At 69.3% G+C, this 13,637-nt stretch carries 9 protein-coding genes; 6 read left to right on the top strand and 3 right to left on the bottom strand.

The window, feature by feature from the left end:
* Positions 1-240: 240 nt before the first annotated feature.
* On the top strand, positions 241-1,980 hold the full coding sequence (locus LG324_RS12900; protein WP_404348442.1) for a hypothetical protein: 1,740 nt from the start codon (positions 241-243) through the stop codon (positions 1,978-1,980).
* A 390-nt stretch (positions 1,981-2,370) separates the two neighbouring features.
* Here LG324_RS12900 and mobF read toward each other — a convergent pair whose 3' ends face one another.
* Positions 2,371-7,908 (bottom strand): MobF family relaxase, encoded by a 5,538-nt coding sequence (gene mobF, locus LG324_RS12895; RefSeq protein ID WP_404348440.1) that lies wholly within the window; start codon positions 7,906-7,908, stop codon positions 2,371-2,373.
* 396 nt (positions 7,909-8,304) lie between these two features.
* On the opposite strand from mobF, the gene LG324_RS12890 reads away from it, so the two are divergent.
* The 5 genes from LG324_RS12890 (at position 8,305) to LG324_RS12870 (ending at position 12,548) form a co-directional block, all read left to right on the top strand.
* On the top strand, positions 8,305-8,631 hold the full coding sequence (locus LG324_RS12890) for a hypothetical protein (protein ID WP_404348439.1): 327 nt from the start codon (positions 8,305-8,307) through the stop codon (positions 8,629-8,631).
* A gap of 329 nt (positions 8,632-8,960) precedes the next feature.
* On the top strand, positions 8,961-9,491 hold the full coding sequence (locus tag LG324_RS12885) for a hypothetical protein (protein ID WP_404348437.1): 531 nt from the start codon (positions 8,961-8,963) through the stop codon (positions 9,489-9,491).
* A complete protein-coding gene (locus LG324_RS12880) occupies positions 9,481-10,428 on the top strand; it encodes a Kiwa anti-phage protein KwaB-like domain-containing protein (protein WP_404348435.1) in 948 nt (315 codons plus the stop codon). Before LG324_RS12885 ends, LG324_RS12880 begins: the two co-directional genes overlap by 11 nt.
* Before the next feature lie 5 nt (positions 10,429-10,433).
* Complete coding sequence (locus tag LG324_RS12875) at positions 10,434-11,060, top strand: hypothetical protein (protein ID WP_404348433.1); 627 nt, start codon at positions 10,434-10,436, stop codon at positions 11,058-11,060.
* 138 nt (positions 11,061-11,198) lie between these two features.
* Positions 11,199-12,548, top strand: a complete 1,350-nt coding sequence (locus LG324_RS12870) for an ISL3 family transposase (protein ID WP_404353146.1) — start codon at positions 11,199-11,201, stop codon at positions 12,546-12,548.
* Positions 12,549-12,685: 137 nt separating this feature from the next.
* On the opposite strand, the gene LG324_RS12865 is transcribed toward LG324_RS12870, so the two are convergent.
* Positions 12,686-13,072, bottom strand: a complete 387-nt coding sequence (locus tag LG324_RS12865; protein ID WP_404348431.1) for a hypothetical protein — start codon at positions 13,070-13,072, stop codon at positions 12,686-12,688.
* A 209-nt stretch (positions 13,073-13,281) separates the two neighbouring features.
* On the bottom strand, positions 13,282-13,578 hold the full coding sequence (locus LG324_RS12860) for a DUF6221 family protein (protein WP_404348429.1): 297 nt from the start codon (positions 13,576-13,578) through the stop codon (positions 13,282-13,284).
* Between the last annotated feature and the right edge of the window lie 59 nt (positions 13,579-13,637).

Genomic DNA, 13,637 nt, shown 5'->3' with positions numbered 1-13,637 from the left:
CGGCAGGCCATGCTGTACCCGTTTCCTGCCGAGCACCCGCTCACAGTCTGGTGGCGGCCCTAGTCCCACAGGTGGAGGGCGAAGAAGTTCATGGACCCAGAAGTCCTTGGTGCGTATCTCTACCTTTCTCCGCGCCTCGTAGAGGCCGAGCTCGGTACTCCGTCGGTCCGAGGGCAACGTGAGGCCTACTGGGAGTTGGATGAGTTGACTCTCGCCCCCCGCGCCGGGGATATGGGTGGCGTGGATCTCAAGTACCAGCATAAGGATCCTGTAGATCACCTTGGCGAGCTAGGGGCTCGAGTAGATGCCGCGGCAGAGGCGACCCGCGCTCTTGCCTCCGCGAAACGCATCGGCACGCTACTAGACGCCCCCCACCTTAAGAAGCACGTTCTGCTGCGAATGGACGGATCGCTCGCTACGGAAGCGATCGGTGGCGGGTTCGGCAAGAGTGGTGGCTATGGTCAAAGAATCGTACTCTTTGGTGCAAGCCATCGCTTGGTGGACGGGCGTCGAGCGCTCGTCGTTCTCATCGGCTCGCAGCACAATTTGCTCACCGACGGCGTGCGTCAGCGCGTCCAAAACGGACTTGGCAAGACGCCCTCTGACATGAACGGGCTCTATGCGATCTTTGAAGACGCTCGTGATCCTAACTCTGATCGCAAACCCGATGCCTTCCGTCTGAAGGAAGATCGGAAGCTCAGCAAGAGCGAATTGATCCATGAAGCCGCAAGTTTGTATTTCATGTGTGCCGGCGACCGGCTACGACCTGTCGTGGCCCTGGCCGACATTCATACCTTCGATACTGACGTTGATCTGGGTGATGAACTAGGCAGCTACGATGTCGTCGCTGTCGGCGCAGCCCTCTGGATCCGCGAAGTAGATCGTGGACCTCGCGCGGCGGAGCCTATAGCAGACCTGCTTGGCGGACCGCCCCTTGAACGGTTCAGCGCGGCGCGCCTCGGTGTCCTTGAGAACTTCACGCGAGCGATGGACCTCAAGCGCGAAGAGCTCCGTTTGACACAACAGTTGCACGACGCTAAGAGGATGGTTGCGGATCGTGACGCCGCCTCTCACCGGGCGGAGATGTTCGGAGAGTTGCTAGCGAATGGGTTGATTAAAGGAACCCAGGATCCCGATTTGCCCGAAGGTCGATGGGCAGGCCCTACGCAAGACATGGAACGCGCTGCGACCGTGGCGTCTGCGTCGATTCCTCGGCTCGAGGCTGCAATCGCCAAGTGCGAGAGTCTGCGGGAGGACGCACTGTCGGAGGCTTGGGCCCGCGAGGCCCTCTTTCGGCGAGAAGTGTCAACGCTCGACGCGTGGCCCGATTTCGCGCGTTGGTTCACCCTGCAGGCCTACCACGAGGGCATACCTTTCGTGCGGCTTACTGTGGATCGTCGCAACGGCTGGCTGACCCGACTCCGCCAACGCGCTCGCACCGTAGCGGAACTCACTTCGGTCGAGGGCGTTCTACTGAACTTACGCGCCGTCCGGCAATCCAATGGGCAAGGCGGCAAAGCGGAGTTCGCCTTGGTCACGCCTACTGGAGACGTGTACCCCGTCTGGGTCCGCGAGAATCTTGGGATTCCGGATGAGTATGGGGTGGGGGGCGTCGACGTTGATCTGCGGCCAACCGAGATCGTGTATGACCCAGAAGAGCCGGAATCGGCGACGCGGGGCCTCGCTGCAGGCGTACACCCGGAGCCAGACGTCGGGCTGATTTCCGCTGCGGCCACGGAAATGGCTGAACGCGCATCGCTATGGCGGCGAACAGCCAGCAAGCGGAGTGACCCAGTCGTCAACTGGAGAACGGTTCGCTGGCTGGGTACGACTCGCAACACGGCGGACACCGAGGATGCTCAGTTTGTGCCTTTGCCTCGGGAGCTTCCGTCAATTCTTGACCCGGCGATCATCATCGAAGAACTTGGTAGAGAGCAGGATTCGGTAACACGACCCGAGGGTGAACCCGACGCACAATAGAGTTGCTCGGACGGGGCCGCATCTGCAGCTCGAAGGACACCCAGCCGCCACGCGGGCGATGACCGGATCAAGCGAGCTGGGGAGGCGCAGCGATGTCCTCTTGGTCCTTGGGGTTCATTCGAGGGTGAAGCGGGTCCTGCTCGATCCTCCCCGAAGACCTTCAGCGTTTGGGATCGGTTCAACGGCAGCCAGTTGTCTTTGGCGCCGGGCTCGCCCTCCGGCGGGCACCGCCGTGCGCGACGACGCCAACGGAACGTGAGCGAACTGGCATGTCCCGCGGCCAGCCCCTCAGGGGCGAAGAGACGCAGTTCCAGCGGGGTGGTGTGAAGTGTGCGGCTGATCGAGGCGGCCGGGGAAGTTGCCGGTCGCGGGCGACTCGCCTCATGGAGCTCAGGGGCGGGGGGCAGTTGGCTGGATAGTGCTCGCTTGAGGGAGTTGGTGGGGCTGGTTCGAGGGGGCACCTGGGTGCCCGGCTGGGCGGGCGGTGGGACGGCTCCGACGTTCGGTCACTTGCGCGATCTGTTCGGCGACCACCCTGCGAGGGTCTGTGTCCCATTGTCGGACCGCGCCTGCGAGCTCGCGATGGGCGACCTCGGCCGGGATGCCGGTGCTCTGAGCGGTCCGCTCGATCGCGTTGACCCATTCGCGGGGGTGGGCGGCGGCGGCAACGACGACGGCTTGGCGCAAGGCGGTAATGCCCTGCAGGTGGGTGAGCCGCTCGTTCAGCAGTGCCCGGGAGAGCGGGAGGGTATGGGTCAGCGCGCTTCGCAGCGCGGAAGCGCCGCCCTCGGCGAGCAGGTCGGCGGGGTCGGTGCCGGGCCGCAGCGTCACGGCCTGGGGTGCGAGGTTGTGCTGGGTCAGGAGCCAGTAGTCCCGGTGCGCGGCTACCTGTCCGGGGAGGTCGGCGTCGGTGGCGATCACGGGCGGGCGTTGTTGATGCTTGCTGATTCGTGCCAGTTGGGCGGCCTGTTCTTCGGTCAGTGACGTCCCAAGCGGCGCCATCCCGACGTACCGGCCAGCGCCGGCGACGGTGACTGCCAGGGCGTCAAGCGGGCCTTCGACCAGCACCGGCGCTGCGCCTGGGTCGGGCTGCGTGCTGCCGGCGATGTAGAGCTGGGCGCCCTTGTGGAACAGGACGGTGTCGGGGGTGTTGAGGTACTTCGGGCCCGCGCCCGCCAGGGTCGGGTTGGCCCGCGCGACGAACCCGAGTGTCGCGGGTTGCCCGTCGGCGTCGGGGGCGGTGATGGGAAGGACGAGCCGGTCGCGGAACCTGTCGATGAGTCGGCCGCCCCGGGTGAGGCTGGCCAGTCCGGCCTCGAGTAGCTCGTCGTCGTCGGCGCCGAGCCGGCGAAGGTGGGTGACCAGGTGGGTCCACCCGGCCGGGGCGTAGCCGGGGCGCGCGTGCGGGTCGCCGGCGAGGTCGGTGCCGAGCCGGTCGGCGAGGTAGGGGCGCGCCCAGGAGCCTCGGAAGGCGGCGGTGTAGTAGTCCAGAGTGAGCCGGTTCAGCTCGAGGATCCGTTCAGGGCTGACCGGGGCGATCTCGGCGGCGTGGGCGCGGGAAAGGGCGGTCTCGATCTCGTGGTCGCTCGGCTCGAGGACACCGGCGTAGGGGCGGGTGGCCGCGGCCAGTGCGAGGGTCAGGGCGGCCTGGCCGGCATCGGTCGCGGGGGCTTGGTCCTCGTCCGTGCGGGCGGTGTTGTCGGCGGGGGAGTGGGCCGGTGCGATGACGGTCCACTCGGTGTCGGTGGGTACGTGGTTGGTGGGCACGTCGTCCTCCCAGAACGGGTTGGCCTCGCCGGCGTGGTCGTCACCCGGTTCGGGCCGGTGGTCGCGGTCCTCGTCGATGGGGGGCGGGTCGGTCAGCACCGAGATGCGCCAGACGAGGGCCTGGGCTGGGTCGACGTCCTCGCCGCTGGAGGTCGGGTCGGTAAGCAGGTCCTCGAGCCGGGCGCCCCGGGCGAGGGCGTGGTCGACGGTGGCGACGAGGGTGGGCCACCAGCTGCTGGCCTGCAGCGCCGCGTTGAGGTCGTCGCCGAGGAGCTCGGCGAGGCGGGGGGGCCAGGCGGTGGCGACGGTGTGGTCGGTGACGGCTGCGGCGGCGACGGCGGGGGAGAGGTGACCGGCGATGCGCCACCACAGTGCGGCGGCGTTGTGCTCGTCGGGCAGCGGCCCCCCGGCGAGGGCGCGGCGCAGGAGGGTGGGGGCGTCGAGGCCGGCTCGGCCGAGGGCGGCGAGCCGCTCGGCGAGCAGGGGGGTGAACGGGTCACGGCGGGGGTGGGTGAGCACCCGGTCGAACACCTCGGCCCACTCGGCCAGGGCAGGGACGCGGTTCCCGGCGAGCCGGGCGTTGAGCCCGATCTGCCAGGAGCGGGGGGCCTTGGAGTCTTGGGCGGCACCGGTGGGTCGCCGGTCGGTGTCGGGGATGGCGGTGGCGGCACGCCACACGGCGACGTCGGCGAGCAGGGCCGGGGCGGGCCGGGCCTGTCCTTGGCGGGCCCAGGCGGGCAGGTCGGCGCTGGTGGCGGCCTGTGCGACGTCGGTGGCGTGCTGACGGACCTGCGCGGCGAGCCCGGCGAGGTAGGGGCCCCACTGCGGGTCGTCGATCAGGGCGGCGGGGATGCCGGGCAGCCACGGCAGCGGCCCGGTGCCGGCGTTGCGCAGGCCGGTGTCGTCCAGGCGCCAGTCCAGGACGGACGCGACGTCGCCGGCGGTGTCGAGCTCCCGGCCGGTGGCGGCGGCGTGCAGCTGTGCGATGGGGTCGACGCCGTGCGCGGAGAGCAGCACCAGGTGGGCGCGGAGGGTGGGCCACGCGTTGGCGCGGGTGACGTCGGGGACGACGCGCTCGGCGGCCTCGTCGAGCGTCTCGAGTGCCTTGGCGCCGAGCAGTACGGCTGCGCCGACGTAGAGACCGTCGGTGTAGCGGGCGGCGGAGTCGGCGAGCAGGGTGGCCGGGGCGGTGTCCTCCCGGGTGATGGTGGTGGCCGAGCGGGCGGAGTCGTCGCGGGCCAGGATCTGCTCGAGCACGTCGACGGCGGTGGCCGGGTGGGTGCTTTCGGGCCGGATGATGTCGTGCTCGTCACCGTCGCCGACGACCTCCAGGTAGAGGTGGTTCGCGCCGCGGCCGCGGGTGGCGGCGGTGTACGCGAGCTGTCGGGTCTCGCCCCCGGTCAACAGGGTGTGGCTGGAGTCCGCGGTGACGCCTTGGGCGGTGTGAATGGTGCAGGCGTACCCGAGCTCGACGGAGGCGGCGACGTAGGCGGCGGGCAGCTCGACCACGCGCCGGTTCTTGACGTGCTGGGCGGTGATCGTGCCGTCGTGGCCGATGGCGGTGACCTGCCACCGGTCGCCGTTCTTGACCCAGTCGGTCGCCGTGATCCGCAGGCTGCGGTCGTTGGTGCGGGTGATGATGAGGTCGCCGACGCCGGCGCGGGAACCGTCGGCAAGGCGTGCTTGCGCAGTCCGGGTGGTGCCAGGGGTGGCGAGGCGGTGGCCCTGGGCGCGCTGGTTGAGGGTGGTGGCGAGCTCACGGGTGGGGGAGAGCATGATCGCGTCACGGCCGGCGTCGCGCTCGGTTCGCCAGGCGGTGAACACCTGCTCGGTCAAGGTGGCCAGGTCCCCGACGTGGATCCGGCCGCGGTCGAGGTAGAACCCGAGCGCTTCGGGGGCTCCGTCGCGCAGTGCGAGGGAGGCGGCACCCTCGGCGGCGTCGGTGAAGCGCATCAGCTCGCTCAGGTGCAGGGCGCCGTGGCGGGCTTGGATGTCGCGCAGGACCCCGCCGGCGCCGACCGCGGCGAGCTGCTGGTCGTCCCCGATCAGCCGGACCGAGGCGCCGGCGTCGGTGACGAACGTGATGACGCGGGCCAGGGAGAGGGTGTCGGCCATCCCGGCCTCGTCGATCACGACGAGGGTCCGCGGGCCGATGCTGGCAACCCACTGCGGCAGGTTGGCCAGCGCGTCGTGCTCGAGGTGCCAGATCAGCTTGGCCATGGTGTCGGTGGTCCCGTCCATGTTCTCGGCCAGGACGCTGGCTGCGGCCGCGGACGGGGCGAACCCGAGCACCTGCCCGCCGGCGCTGGTCCACGCCGCGGCGAGGGCGCGCATGGCGGTGGTCTTGCCGGCTCCGGCGGGGGCGATCGCCAGCTGCACCCGTGCCCGGGAGGTCGCCATCTCCCGCACCAAGGTGGCCTGCCCGGCGTTCAGCGGCCGCCCCGCATCCGCGCTGGCTCGCAGCGCCGCCTCGACTGCCCCGGCGGGGAGCCGGGCGCCGTCGCAGCGGCCGGCGAGGTCGAGGATCTGCTGCTCGGCGGCGAGGATCGCTGCCGAGGAGAACATCGTGGACCGGTGAATCCGGTAGACGCTCTCCCCGGTGCTGCGCTTGAGCTCGTCTGGGGCCTGCTCCTCGCCGCTGCGTGGCCGGGTCAGGGCGATCGAGTGGGTGTCCAGGACCTGGTCGACGAGCAGGTCGACGACGCGGTCGAGGTGGGCCGGCGGCAGGTCGGTGCCGCGGACCCGGCGCAGCGCCTCGGCCTCGATGTGCCATCGCTGCCAGTGCGAACGGCGGGCCTGCACCGTGTGTGCGATGGCGGCCGCGGTGGTGTTCATCCACGCCGTGTCGATTCGCACCCCGCGGTGGCCGGGGGTGAGCGCTGCGCGGATCATTGCGTCGACGCCGCCCTGGCCGCCGAGGACGTCGCGGGCCTGCGCGGCCCACGCGTCTCGCTGCTCGGTCAGGCTGCGCGGTGCGTGCTTGCCCTGACGGGTTTCCAGGGTGGCCTGCTGCGCCAGCTGGATCGACTCGATGGGGGTCGGGGGGCGTCCGTGGTCGGCCTGGAACGCGGTGGCGAGTTGGGCGCGGCGGATCTCGATGCTGGCCCGCCGCGCGGACCATCGCTCGTTCAGGGCCGGGTCGACCCCGACGATCTCGCGCACCGGCCGCTTGCGGTTGTCGGTGTTGCGGCGGGCGGTGAACACCAGACCGAGCGCGTCGCGCAGGTGATGCTCCAGGCGGGTGTTGTAGGTCTCGGAGGCGGCGACGTTGGCCTTGTACAGGACCCGCCCGTCCAGGGCCAGCCACCTGCCTCCGTCCTTGGTCTGCACCTTGTTGGAGACCGCGACGTGCGTGTGCAGGTCCGGGTCGCCGGCGCGCGAGTCGCGGTGGGTGAACGCGGCCGCGATCAGCCCGCGGGTCTCGACCTGGCGTGCCCCCTGATGGCCTTCGCGGGTCCAGGTCGCGTGCTTCTCCAGGTACGCCAACGCGTCCTGCACGGCGGCGTTGTGGGCGCGTTCGATCGCCGCGGCCACGTGGGCCGGCGCGACCGCCCACAAGGCGCTGACCGATTTCACCGGGGAGAACGTCAGGTCGAAGCCGGCCACCGCCGAGGTGCGCGGGCGGGAGTGACGGGCGATGGTCGCGGCGATCTCGCGCTCGTTGGCCGGGTCGCGCCCGTGCTCGTCGCGGAACACCTCGAGCGCGACCTGGGTGCGGATGCGCGCTCGGTCTTCCAGGCTGCCCGCGCTACCGGTGGGCAGGCCCAGCTCGGCGTTGCGTTCCCCGACCCGCACCGCCACTCGGCGGCGGAACTGCGAGACCTCGTCGCCGGCGAGCGGGAACGGTTGGCCGATGTACTTGACCTGCACCTGCTCGCGGACGCTCAGACCTGCTTCGGCGGCCGCGGCTTCCAGCTGTCCTGCGAGTGGGTGGATCCCGAGGGAGAACAGGTTGGTCATCTGCTCGGCGGTGACCTCGTCGCCGGCGGACAGCCCCTCCAGGCCGGCCATGCCTGACCCGACCCACGCCCCGGGTGTTTCGCCGTTGGCGGTGTAGTACGAGGCCAGCCCGTTGTGTCCGCGCTCGTCGGCATCCTGCGTGGCGACCTGCCGGGTCAGGTAGGTGTACCCGCTCCCGGCGGTCAGCTTGTGGATGCTCATCGTCACACGCCCCTAGACCGATTCCGACGAGTCCGAGGAGTCAGGACCGGGAACAACCGTCGCCGAGCCTTCCGGCTTGGGCTCACCCCAAGACGGGCGCCCCGGCGGTGTCTGCGCCGGGCGCGATTCGCGACGTGGGCCCGGCGGTGCATGAGGTGTGATGGCCCGGGCAGCGGGACAAACGGGGGTCGCGGCGTCGGCTGTGAACGACCGTGGGGCGGTCGCGTGGGTGCGGCTCGGCGGGTCGGTTTAGTCGCCGGGTGGGCTGGTGCCGGGGCGTCTGCCGCACAGGGCTGCGGGGCAGTGGCGAGGAAGTCGGCGAAAGTGACTCCTCGGAGGGGTCGAAATCTGTCTATGGGTGTCAAGGCAACAGCGAGGTGGAAGGGCGAGGCGGCGATGGCTCACTCGGAGAAGACGGCTGCGCGGCAGGCGGCGCTGCGGGCGCGGGACCGGATGCGGGCGCAGCAGGCGGCGCAGGAGCGGCGACGCAGCGACCTGGCGATGGCGGCGACGGTTGCGCTGGTCGAGCGGGCCGGGGCCGAGCAGCGGGCCGGGGACGCCATGCTGCGGCTGGTCCAGGACGAGGGGCTCACACAGGCGGCGGTCGTGCAGTGGTGCGGCGGTCCCGAGCGGGTCACCGCCTCGGAGGTCAAACGGCTGGTCGTGGCTGCTCGGTCCCGGTCTGACTCCGGGTGCGCGCCTGATGGCGCCTCGGCTGGATGAGAGCGGGCTGGGCGCGGTTGGCGGCGGCGGTCGAAGACGCCACGGCGGTCGCGCGTTGGCGTCGCACGATCGTCGTCGCTAGCGACTGCTCGGGTGGCGCGTCCGCTACATCGGTTCCGGCTGCGCTGTTCGCTCGCGGCGCTGCTTAGGCACTTGTGGACGTCGCGGTCACGGCCCGAGATGGTTTCCGCGGGAGCACAACCGTCGCAACCTCGTCGATCGCCACCTCAAGAAGGACCACAGGTCTGCAGGGGCCTTGATGCCGCGCAGATCGCTCCCCGTCGTTGGCGTGCCTGCCGATTGACGGTGCTCGCGCCTAGAGTCAAAGCATGCGCAGGGCTGTGGGGTTCGGGTTGCTCGCGTCGGCCTTCGCGCCGATGGTGGCTCTGCTCGCGCTCGTCAGCTACGAGGAGCTCGGTCGCGCGAGTTGGGTCATTGTTGCGATGTGCGGAGTGGCTGTCGTTCTTCTCTTACTGGCGCTGCGCAGCGTGGCCGGCATCCAAGCGAGAACCATCGACTGCGAGTCGGTGCGGCGGGCGGATGAGCGCGTGCTCGCGTTTACCGCTAGCTACGTCGTTCCCCTGGTGGTTGCCGTGTTCGGTCAGTCCGACACTCCTACGCTCGTGGCGACGTTGGCATTGGTTGCGCTGATGGCGACAATCTACGTCCGCGCCGGGCTCTATCACTTGAACCCCACCCTCGCCATGGCGGGCTACCGTCTCTACGAGGTGACAGCCAGAAATGGCACCGTCACTATGGTGCTCACTAGGCAAAGGCACCTGAGCCAAAAGGGACAACTCGTGTGCCGTTACGTTGGTGAGGACGTGGCCATCCAAATGGGGGTAGAGCGTGGCAGCTGAACCGGCCCGACAAGCGCTTATCAACGCTTTCGCCGCGGGGGGAGGTGCCCTCGACAACTTCGTCCTTCGCGGCGACGTGCTCGCCGGGGCAGCGGTGACCCGGTTCGACCTCGAGGACGACATGGCCGGCCAAGTTGGCGCCGACGTCCTCAAGGGTGTCGAGGCGCTCACCAAGAAGCAGTTCTTGAACTACGACCCCTCCTACCAGACCAGCACCTCCCAAGTGCTCGTGGAGAACCTGGACCAGATTCCAGAACTCGCCGCGGTCGACGCCGAGATCCGACGAGGAGACGTTGCGTACACGGCCGGCGGCCCCGCGGTGGTGGCCATGGCCCATGCTGTCGGCCAAGGGGGTGGCCAGGTCGTCGCCTATAGGCTGAAGGGTTCGGGCATCGCGACGCGGCGGTCCAGGGGGTTCACGCTCATCCCACGCGACGGCGTCTATAGGCCCGTCGGCGGCGACGTGCTCTTCTACGAGCCCCGTTTCGATGCGTACACATGCGCGGGTTATGTCTACTTCACCACGGTCACCCTCATCCAGACCAAGCTCCAAGCCGACGAGAAGGCGCGCAAGTTGGCGAAGGACACGCTGGTCGCGGTGACATCGAAGGTGACCATCGACGGGTTCGCCGAGTTGGAGAAGGCGGTTATGGATGACCCGAGCATGCGCGCCAAGATGGCCTCGGTCGCACGTCTGATTCAGACCGACCCCGACTATGCGAAGAACTTGACCACCAAGAAGTTGGTCAAGTTCGTCGAGACATACCCCGACTACGACATCATGCTGACCACGCTCAAGGGCAAGAAGGTCCTGGCCTTTGATCCCTCACCTCAGCACCGGCACCAGATACCGCGGCTGCTGGCCGATGACTACCTGCACAGCTACCTCACGGACCGCAACTACGAGGCCGGGTCTAAGCAACGTCTTCAGAAGTAGCTAGCATGCCCAATCAGCTTCGCGCCGCGACGCAACGGGCACTGCGTGAGGCCACGGCCTTCATGTTTCCCGAGGAGACGCTTCGGGGGACGCTGAGGGCGACCCCGGCACTCATCCGAGACCCAGCCCGACTCGCGTTGCTCGAGGTCTTGGTGAAGGAGACTCTGATTGAGGGCGCCCCCTTGCCGGCTGCACTTCGCTCATCTGCTCTGCCTGTGCTGGGGAATGTCGCCGAGGCGGTCCTTGAAGCTCTGCTTGTCGACCACGGATGGCAGCCGGTGTACGACGACGACCGAGGGTTCTCCTCTGGGCCAGGAGTCGACCTGCTCATGCTGGATCCGACGCTGTCACGTCTGGTCGCGATCGAGGTCAAGTCGACAATCCAGCAAGGCCGCTGGCCGCGCTTGTCCCGTGCGCGCTCGAAGCAGCTAACACCCCAGTGGCTCGACGGTCCAGGCAACGCAGGTATGGCGGAGCTGGGTATGAGCTCAGCCGACATCTACCTCATGGTCGCGCAGGTGCACCTTCGGAACCGCAGATGGCGGTGTTGCCTGGCTGGCGATGCGACGGCGCCGCAGCCAGTCACAGAGAAGCGGCAACTCGCCGATCTTGACTGGTTGCTGGCATCCTGACCCTGACGTTATCTGGCTCTTCACGGATGAGCGTGGGTGAGGGCTCGACGCGCTGAGGAGGGGTGGCTGCCGGGGATAGGGGTCGAGGCCCCCGAGGATCAGAGGACTTCTACCTCTCCTGATCTCAAGGACCTCGACATGGATGACCCTACGGTGTGCTGCCCTGCCTTCGTCGGCTACTGCGACCGGTGCGACCTGATCGTCGGCATCGATGGGCTGCACGTGACCGTGGCCGAGCGAGACGATCGCGGCCGGCTGGTGGTGACGGTGGAGTCCGAGCCGGTGGTGATGGGCTGCCCGTCCTGCGGCGTCGTGGCCCGTGGTCATGGCCGGGACGAGGTGGAGCTGGTCGACGCGCCCGCGTTCGGTGCTGCGGTGCGGATCCGGTGGCGCAAGCGGCGCTGGATGTGCCCGGACACCGGGTGCCCGGTCGCCTCGTTCGTCGAGCAGGACGAGAGGGTCGCCGCGCCGCGGGCGAAGCTGACCGTGCGGGCGTGCCGGTGGGCGATCGAGCAGATCCGCCGCGAGCACGCCTCGGTGAACGGGGTCCGCCGCCAGCTCGGCACGTCCTGGTCGACGGTGTGGACCAGCATCAAGCCGATCCTGGCCGCGGCCGCCGCGGATGAGTCCCGCTTCGAGGGGGTCGCCATCTTGGGCGTGGATGAGCACGTGTGGCACCACGTGTCGACCAAGCCGGTCGAGGACGGCGGGCGGGGACCGAAGGAGCTGACCGGGATGGTCGACCTCACCCGAGACAGCCACGGCCGCACCCGGGCCCGCCTGCTGGACCTGGTGCCCGGCCGCTCCGGGGAGACCTACAAGACCTGGCTGACCGAGCGCGGCGCAGCGTTCCGAGCCAACGTCGAGATCGCCACCTTGGACCCGTTCCACGGCTACAAGAACGCGATAGACGACCAGCTGCAGGACGCCCGCTCGGTGCTGGACGCGTTCCACGTGGTCAAGCTCGCCACCCAGGTCGTGGACGACGTCCGGCGCCGGGTGCAGCAGGACACCACCGGCCACCGCGGCCGACGCGGCGACCCGCTGTACCGGGTCCGCAACATCCTGCGCGCCGGCGAGGACCGTCTCACCGACCGGCAGCGTGCCCGCCTGCAGGCGGCGTTCACCGCCCGCGAGGAGCACCTCGAGGTCGAGGTCGCCTACCGGTGCGCCCAACGAGTCCGCTCCGCCTACCACCAGGACAGCCACGCCGCCGATCGAGCGGTCGCGGAGAAGCTCGTCGCAACGCTGCACACCTGCCCCATCCCCGAGGTCGCCCGCCTCGGCGCCACGTTGCGCCGGTGGCGCCGGGAGTTCCTCGGCTACTTCGACACCGCCGGCGCGTCCAACGGTGGCACCGAAGCCGTCAACGGCCTCATCGAGCTCCACCGCCGCATCGCCCGCGGCCTCCGCAACCGAGACAACTACCGCCTGCGGATGCTCCTCATCGCCGGAGGGCTAACGATCCCGACCCACGCTCATCCGTGAAGAGCCCGTTATCTGCAGCCCTCAATGCGAGCGTCTTCAGGACGATGAGCCGTGACTGGCATCTCGGCTAGGTGGGTCTGATTCTGAGGACAGAGCGGGTACTTCGGATTTCAGGCTCTTCGCCGATGAGTGTGGGGTTACAGGCGTAGGCCACCGGCGATGAGGAGCATCCGGAGTCGGTAGCTCTCGCGGTTGCGGTAGGCCGCGCGCGATGCGGCGGTGCAGCTCGATGAGCCCGCCGACGGCTTCGGTGCCGCCGTTGGATGCGCCGACACGTGGTGCCACACGTGCTCGTCCACGCCCAAGATCCTCACGCCTTCGAAGCGGGACTCGTCCGCGGCGGCCGCGGTGAGGATCGGCCGGATCGACTCCCACACCGTGCGCCACCCGGTGCCGAGCTGACGGCGCACCCTGTTCACCGACGCGTGCTCACGGCGCAGCTGCTCGATCGCCAACCGGCACGCCCCGATCGTCAACGACGAGCGAGGCGCGGTGACCCGCTCGTCCAGCTCGACGAAGGTCACGACCGGGCAGCCCGTGTCCCGCTATACCCACCGCCGCTTGCGCCACACGATCCGCACCGGCCGGCCCATCGCCCGGGGCGTCGACCAGCCGCACCGTGACTCGGCCGTGGCCGTGGGCGACGACCCCGCAGGCCGGGCGGAGCCACCGTGCCGCAGCTCTGGCACTCGATGACCGGAGGCGGCCCCCAGTGAGTACTCCGCCGCGTCACTCACCAGGTCTTGTCGTAGTCGGGGTGGTCCGCCCACGTCGCCGCCAGCATCCGCACTGCGCCGCGACACGCCAACGCGTACGCGCCGAGCTGAGACGGAGTCTCGACGTTCGCAGCGTGGCGCGTCATCGTCTCGGCCTCCTGGACGATCCTCCGCTGCGCCTTCACTCCGGCAAGCACCCGCTTCGGCCCGTGAGCCAGGACGTGCGTACGGGTCGGCTCGGGCAGTGACCACGCCCCATGCGCCGTCGCTGTACCCGCTCTCCGGCCGAGCGTTCGCAGCCGCCAGTGCGGCATCCTCTTCCTCCTGCAGCCGAGCGAGCACAAACTCAGCCGCTGCCACGTCCGCAATTTTC

Origin of the sequence: Phycicoccus jejuensis (assembly GCF_044797865.1) — a bacterium.
GTDB lineage: Bacteria > Actinomycetota > Actinomycetes > Actinomycetales > Dermatophilaceae > Phycicoccus > Phycicoccus jejuensis.
This window is presented reverse-complemented; position numbering and strand designations above follow the sequence as displayed.

Coding starts and splice junctions, on each gene's coding strand:
- mobF (WP_404348440.1), bottom strand. CDS start 7,908: ATGAGCATCCACAAGCTGACCGCCGGGAGCGGGTACACCTACCTGACC.
- LG324_RS12890 (WP_404348439.1), top strand. CDS start 8,305: ATGGCTCACTCGGAGAAGACGGCTGCGCGGCAGGCGGCGCTGCGGGCG.
- LG324_RS12885 (WP_404348437.1), top strand. CDS start 8,961: ATGCGCAGGGCTGTGGGGTTCGGGTTGCTCGCGTCGGCCTTCGCGCCG.
- LG324_RS12875 (WP_404348433.1), top strand. CDS start 10,434: ATGCCCAATCAGCTTCGCGCCGCGACGCAACGGGCACTGCGTGAGGCC.
- LG324_RS12870 (WP_404353146.1), top strand. CDS start 11,199: ATGGATGACCCTACGGTGTGCTGCCCTGCCTTCGTCGGCTACTGCGAC.
- LG324_RS12860 (WP_404348429.1), bottom strand. CDS start 13,578: ATGCCGCACTGGCGGCTGCGAACGCTCGGCCGGAGAGCGGGTACAGCG.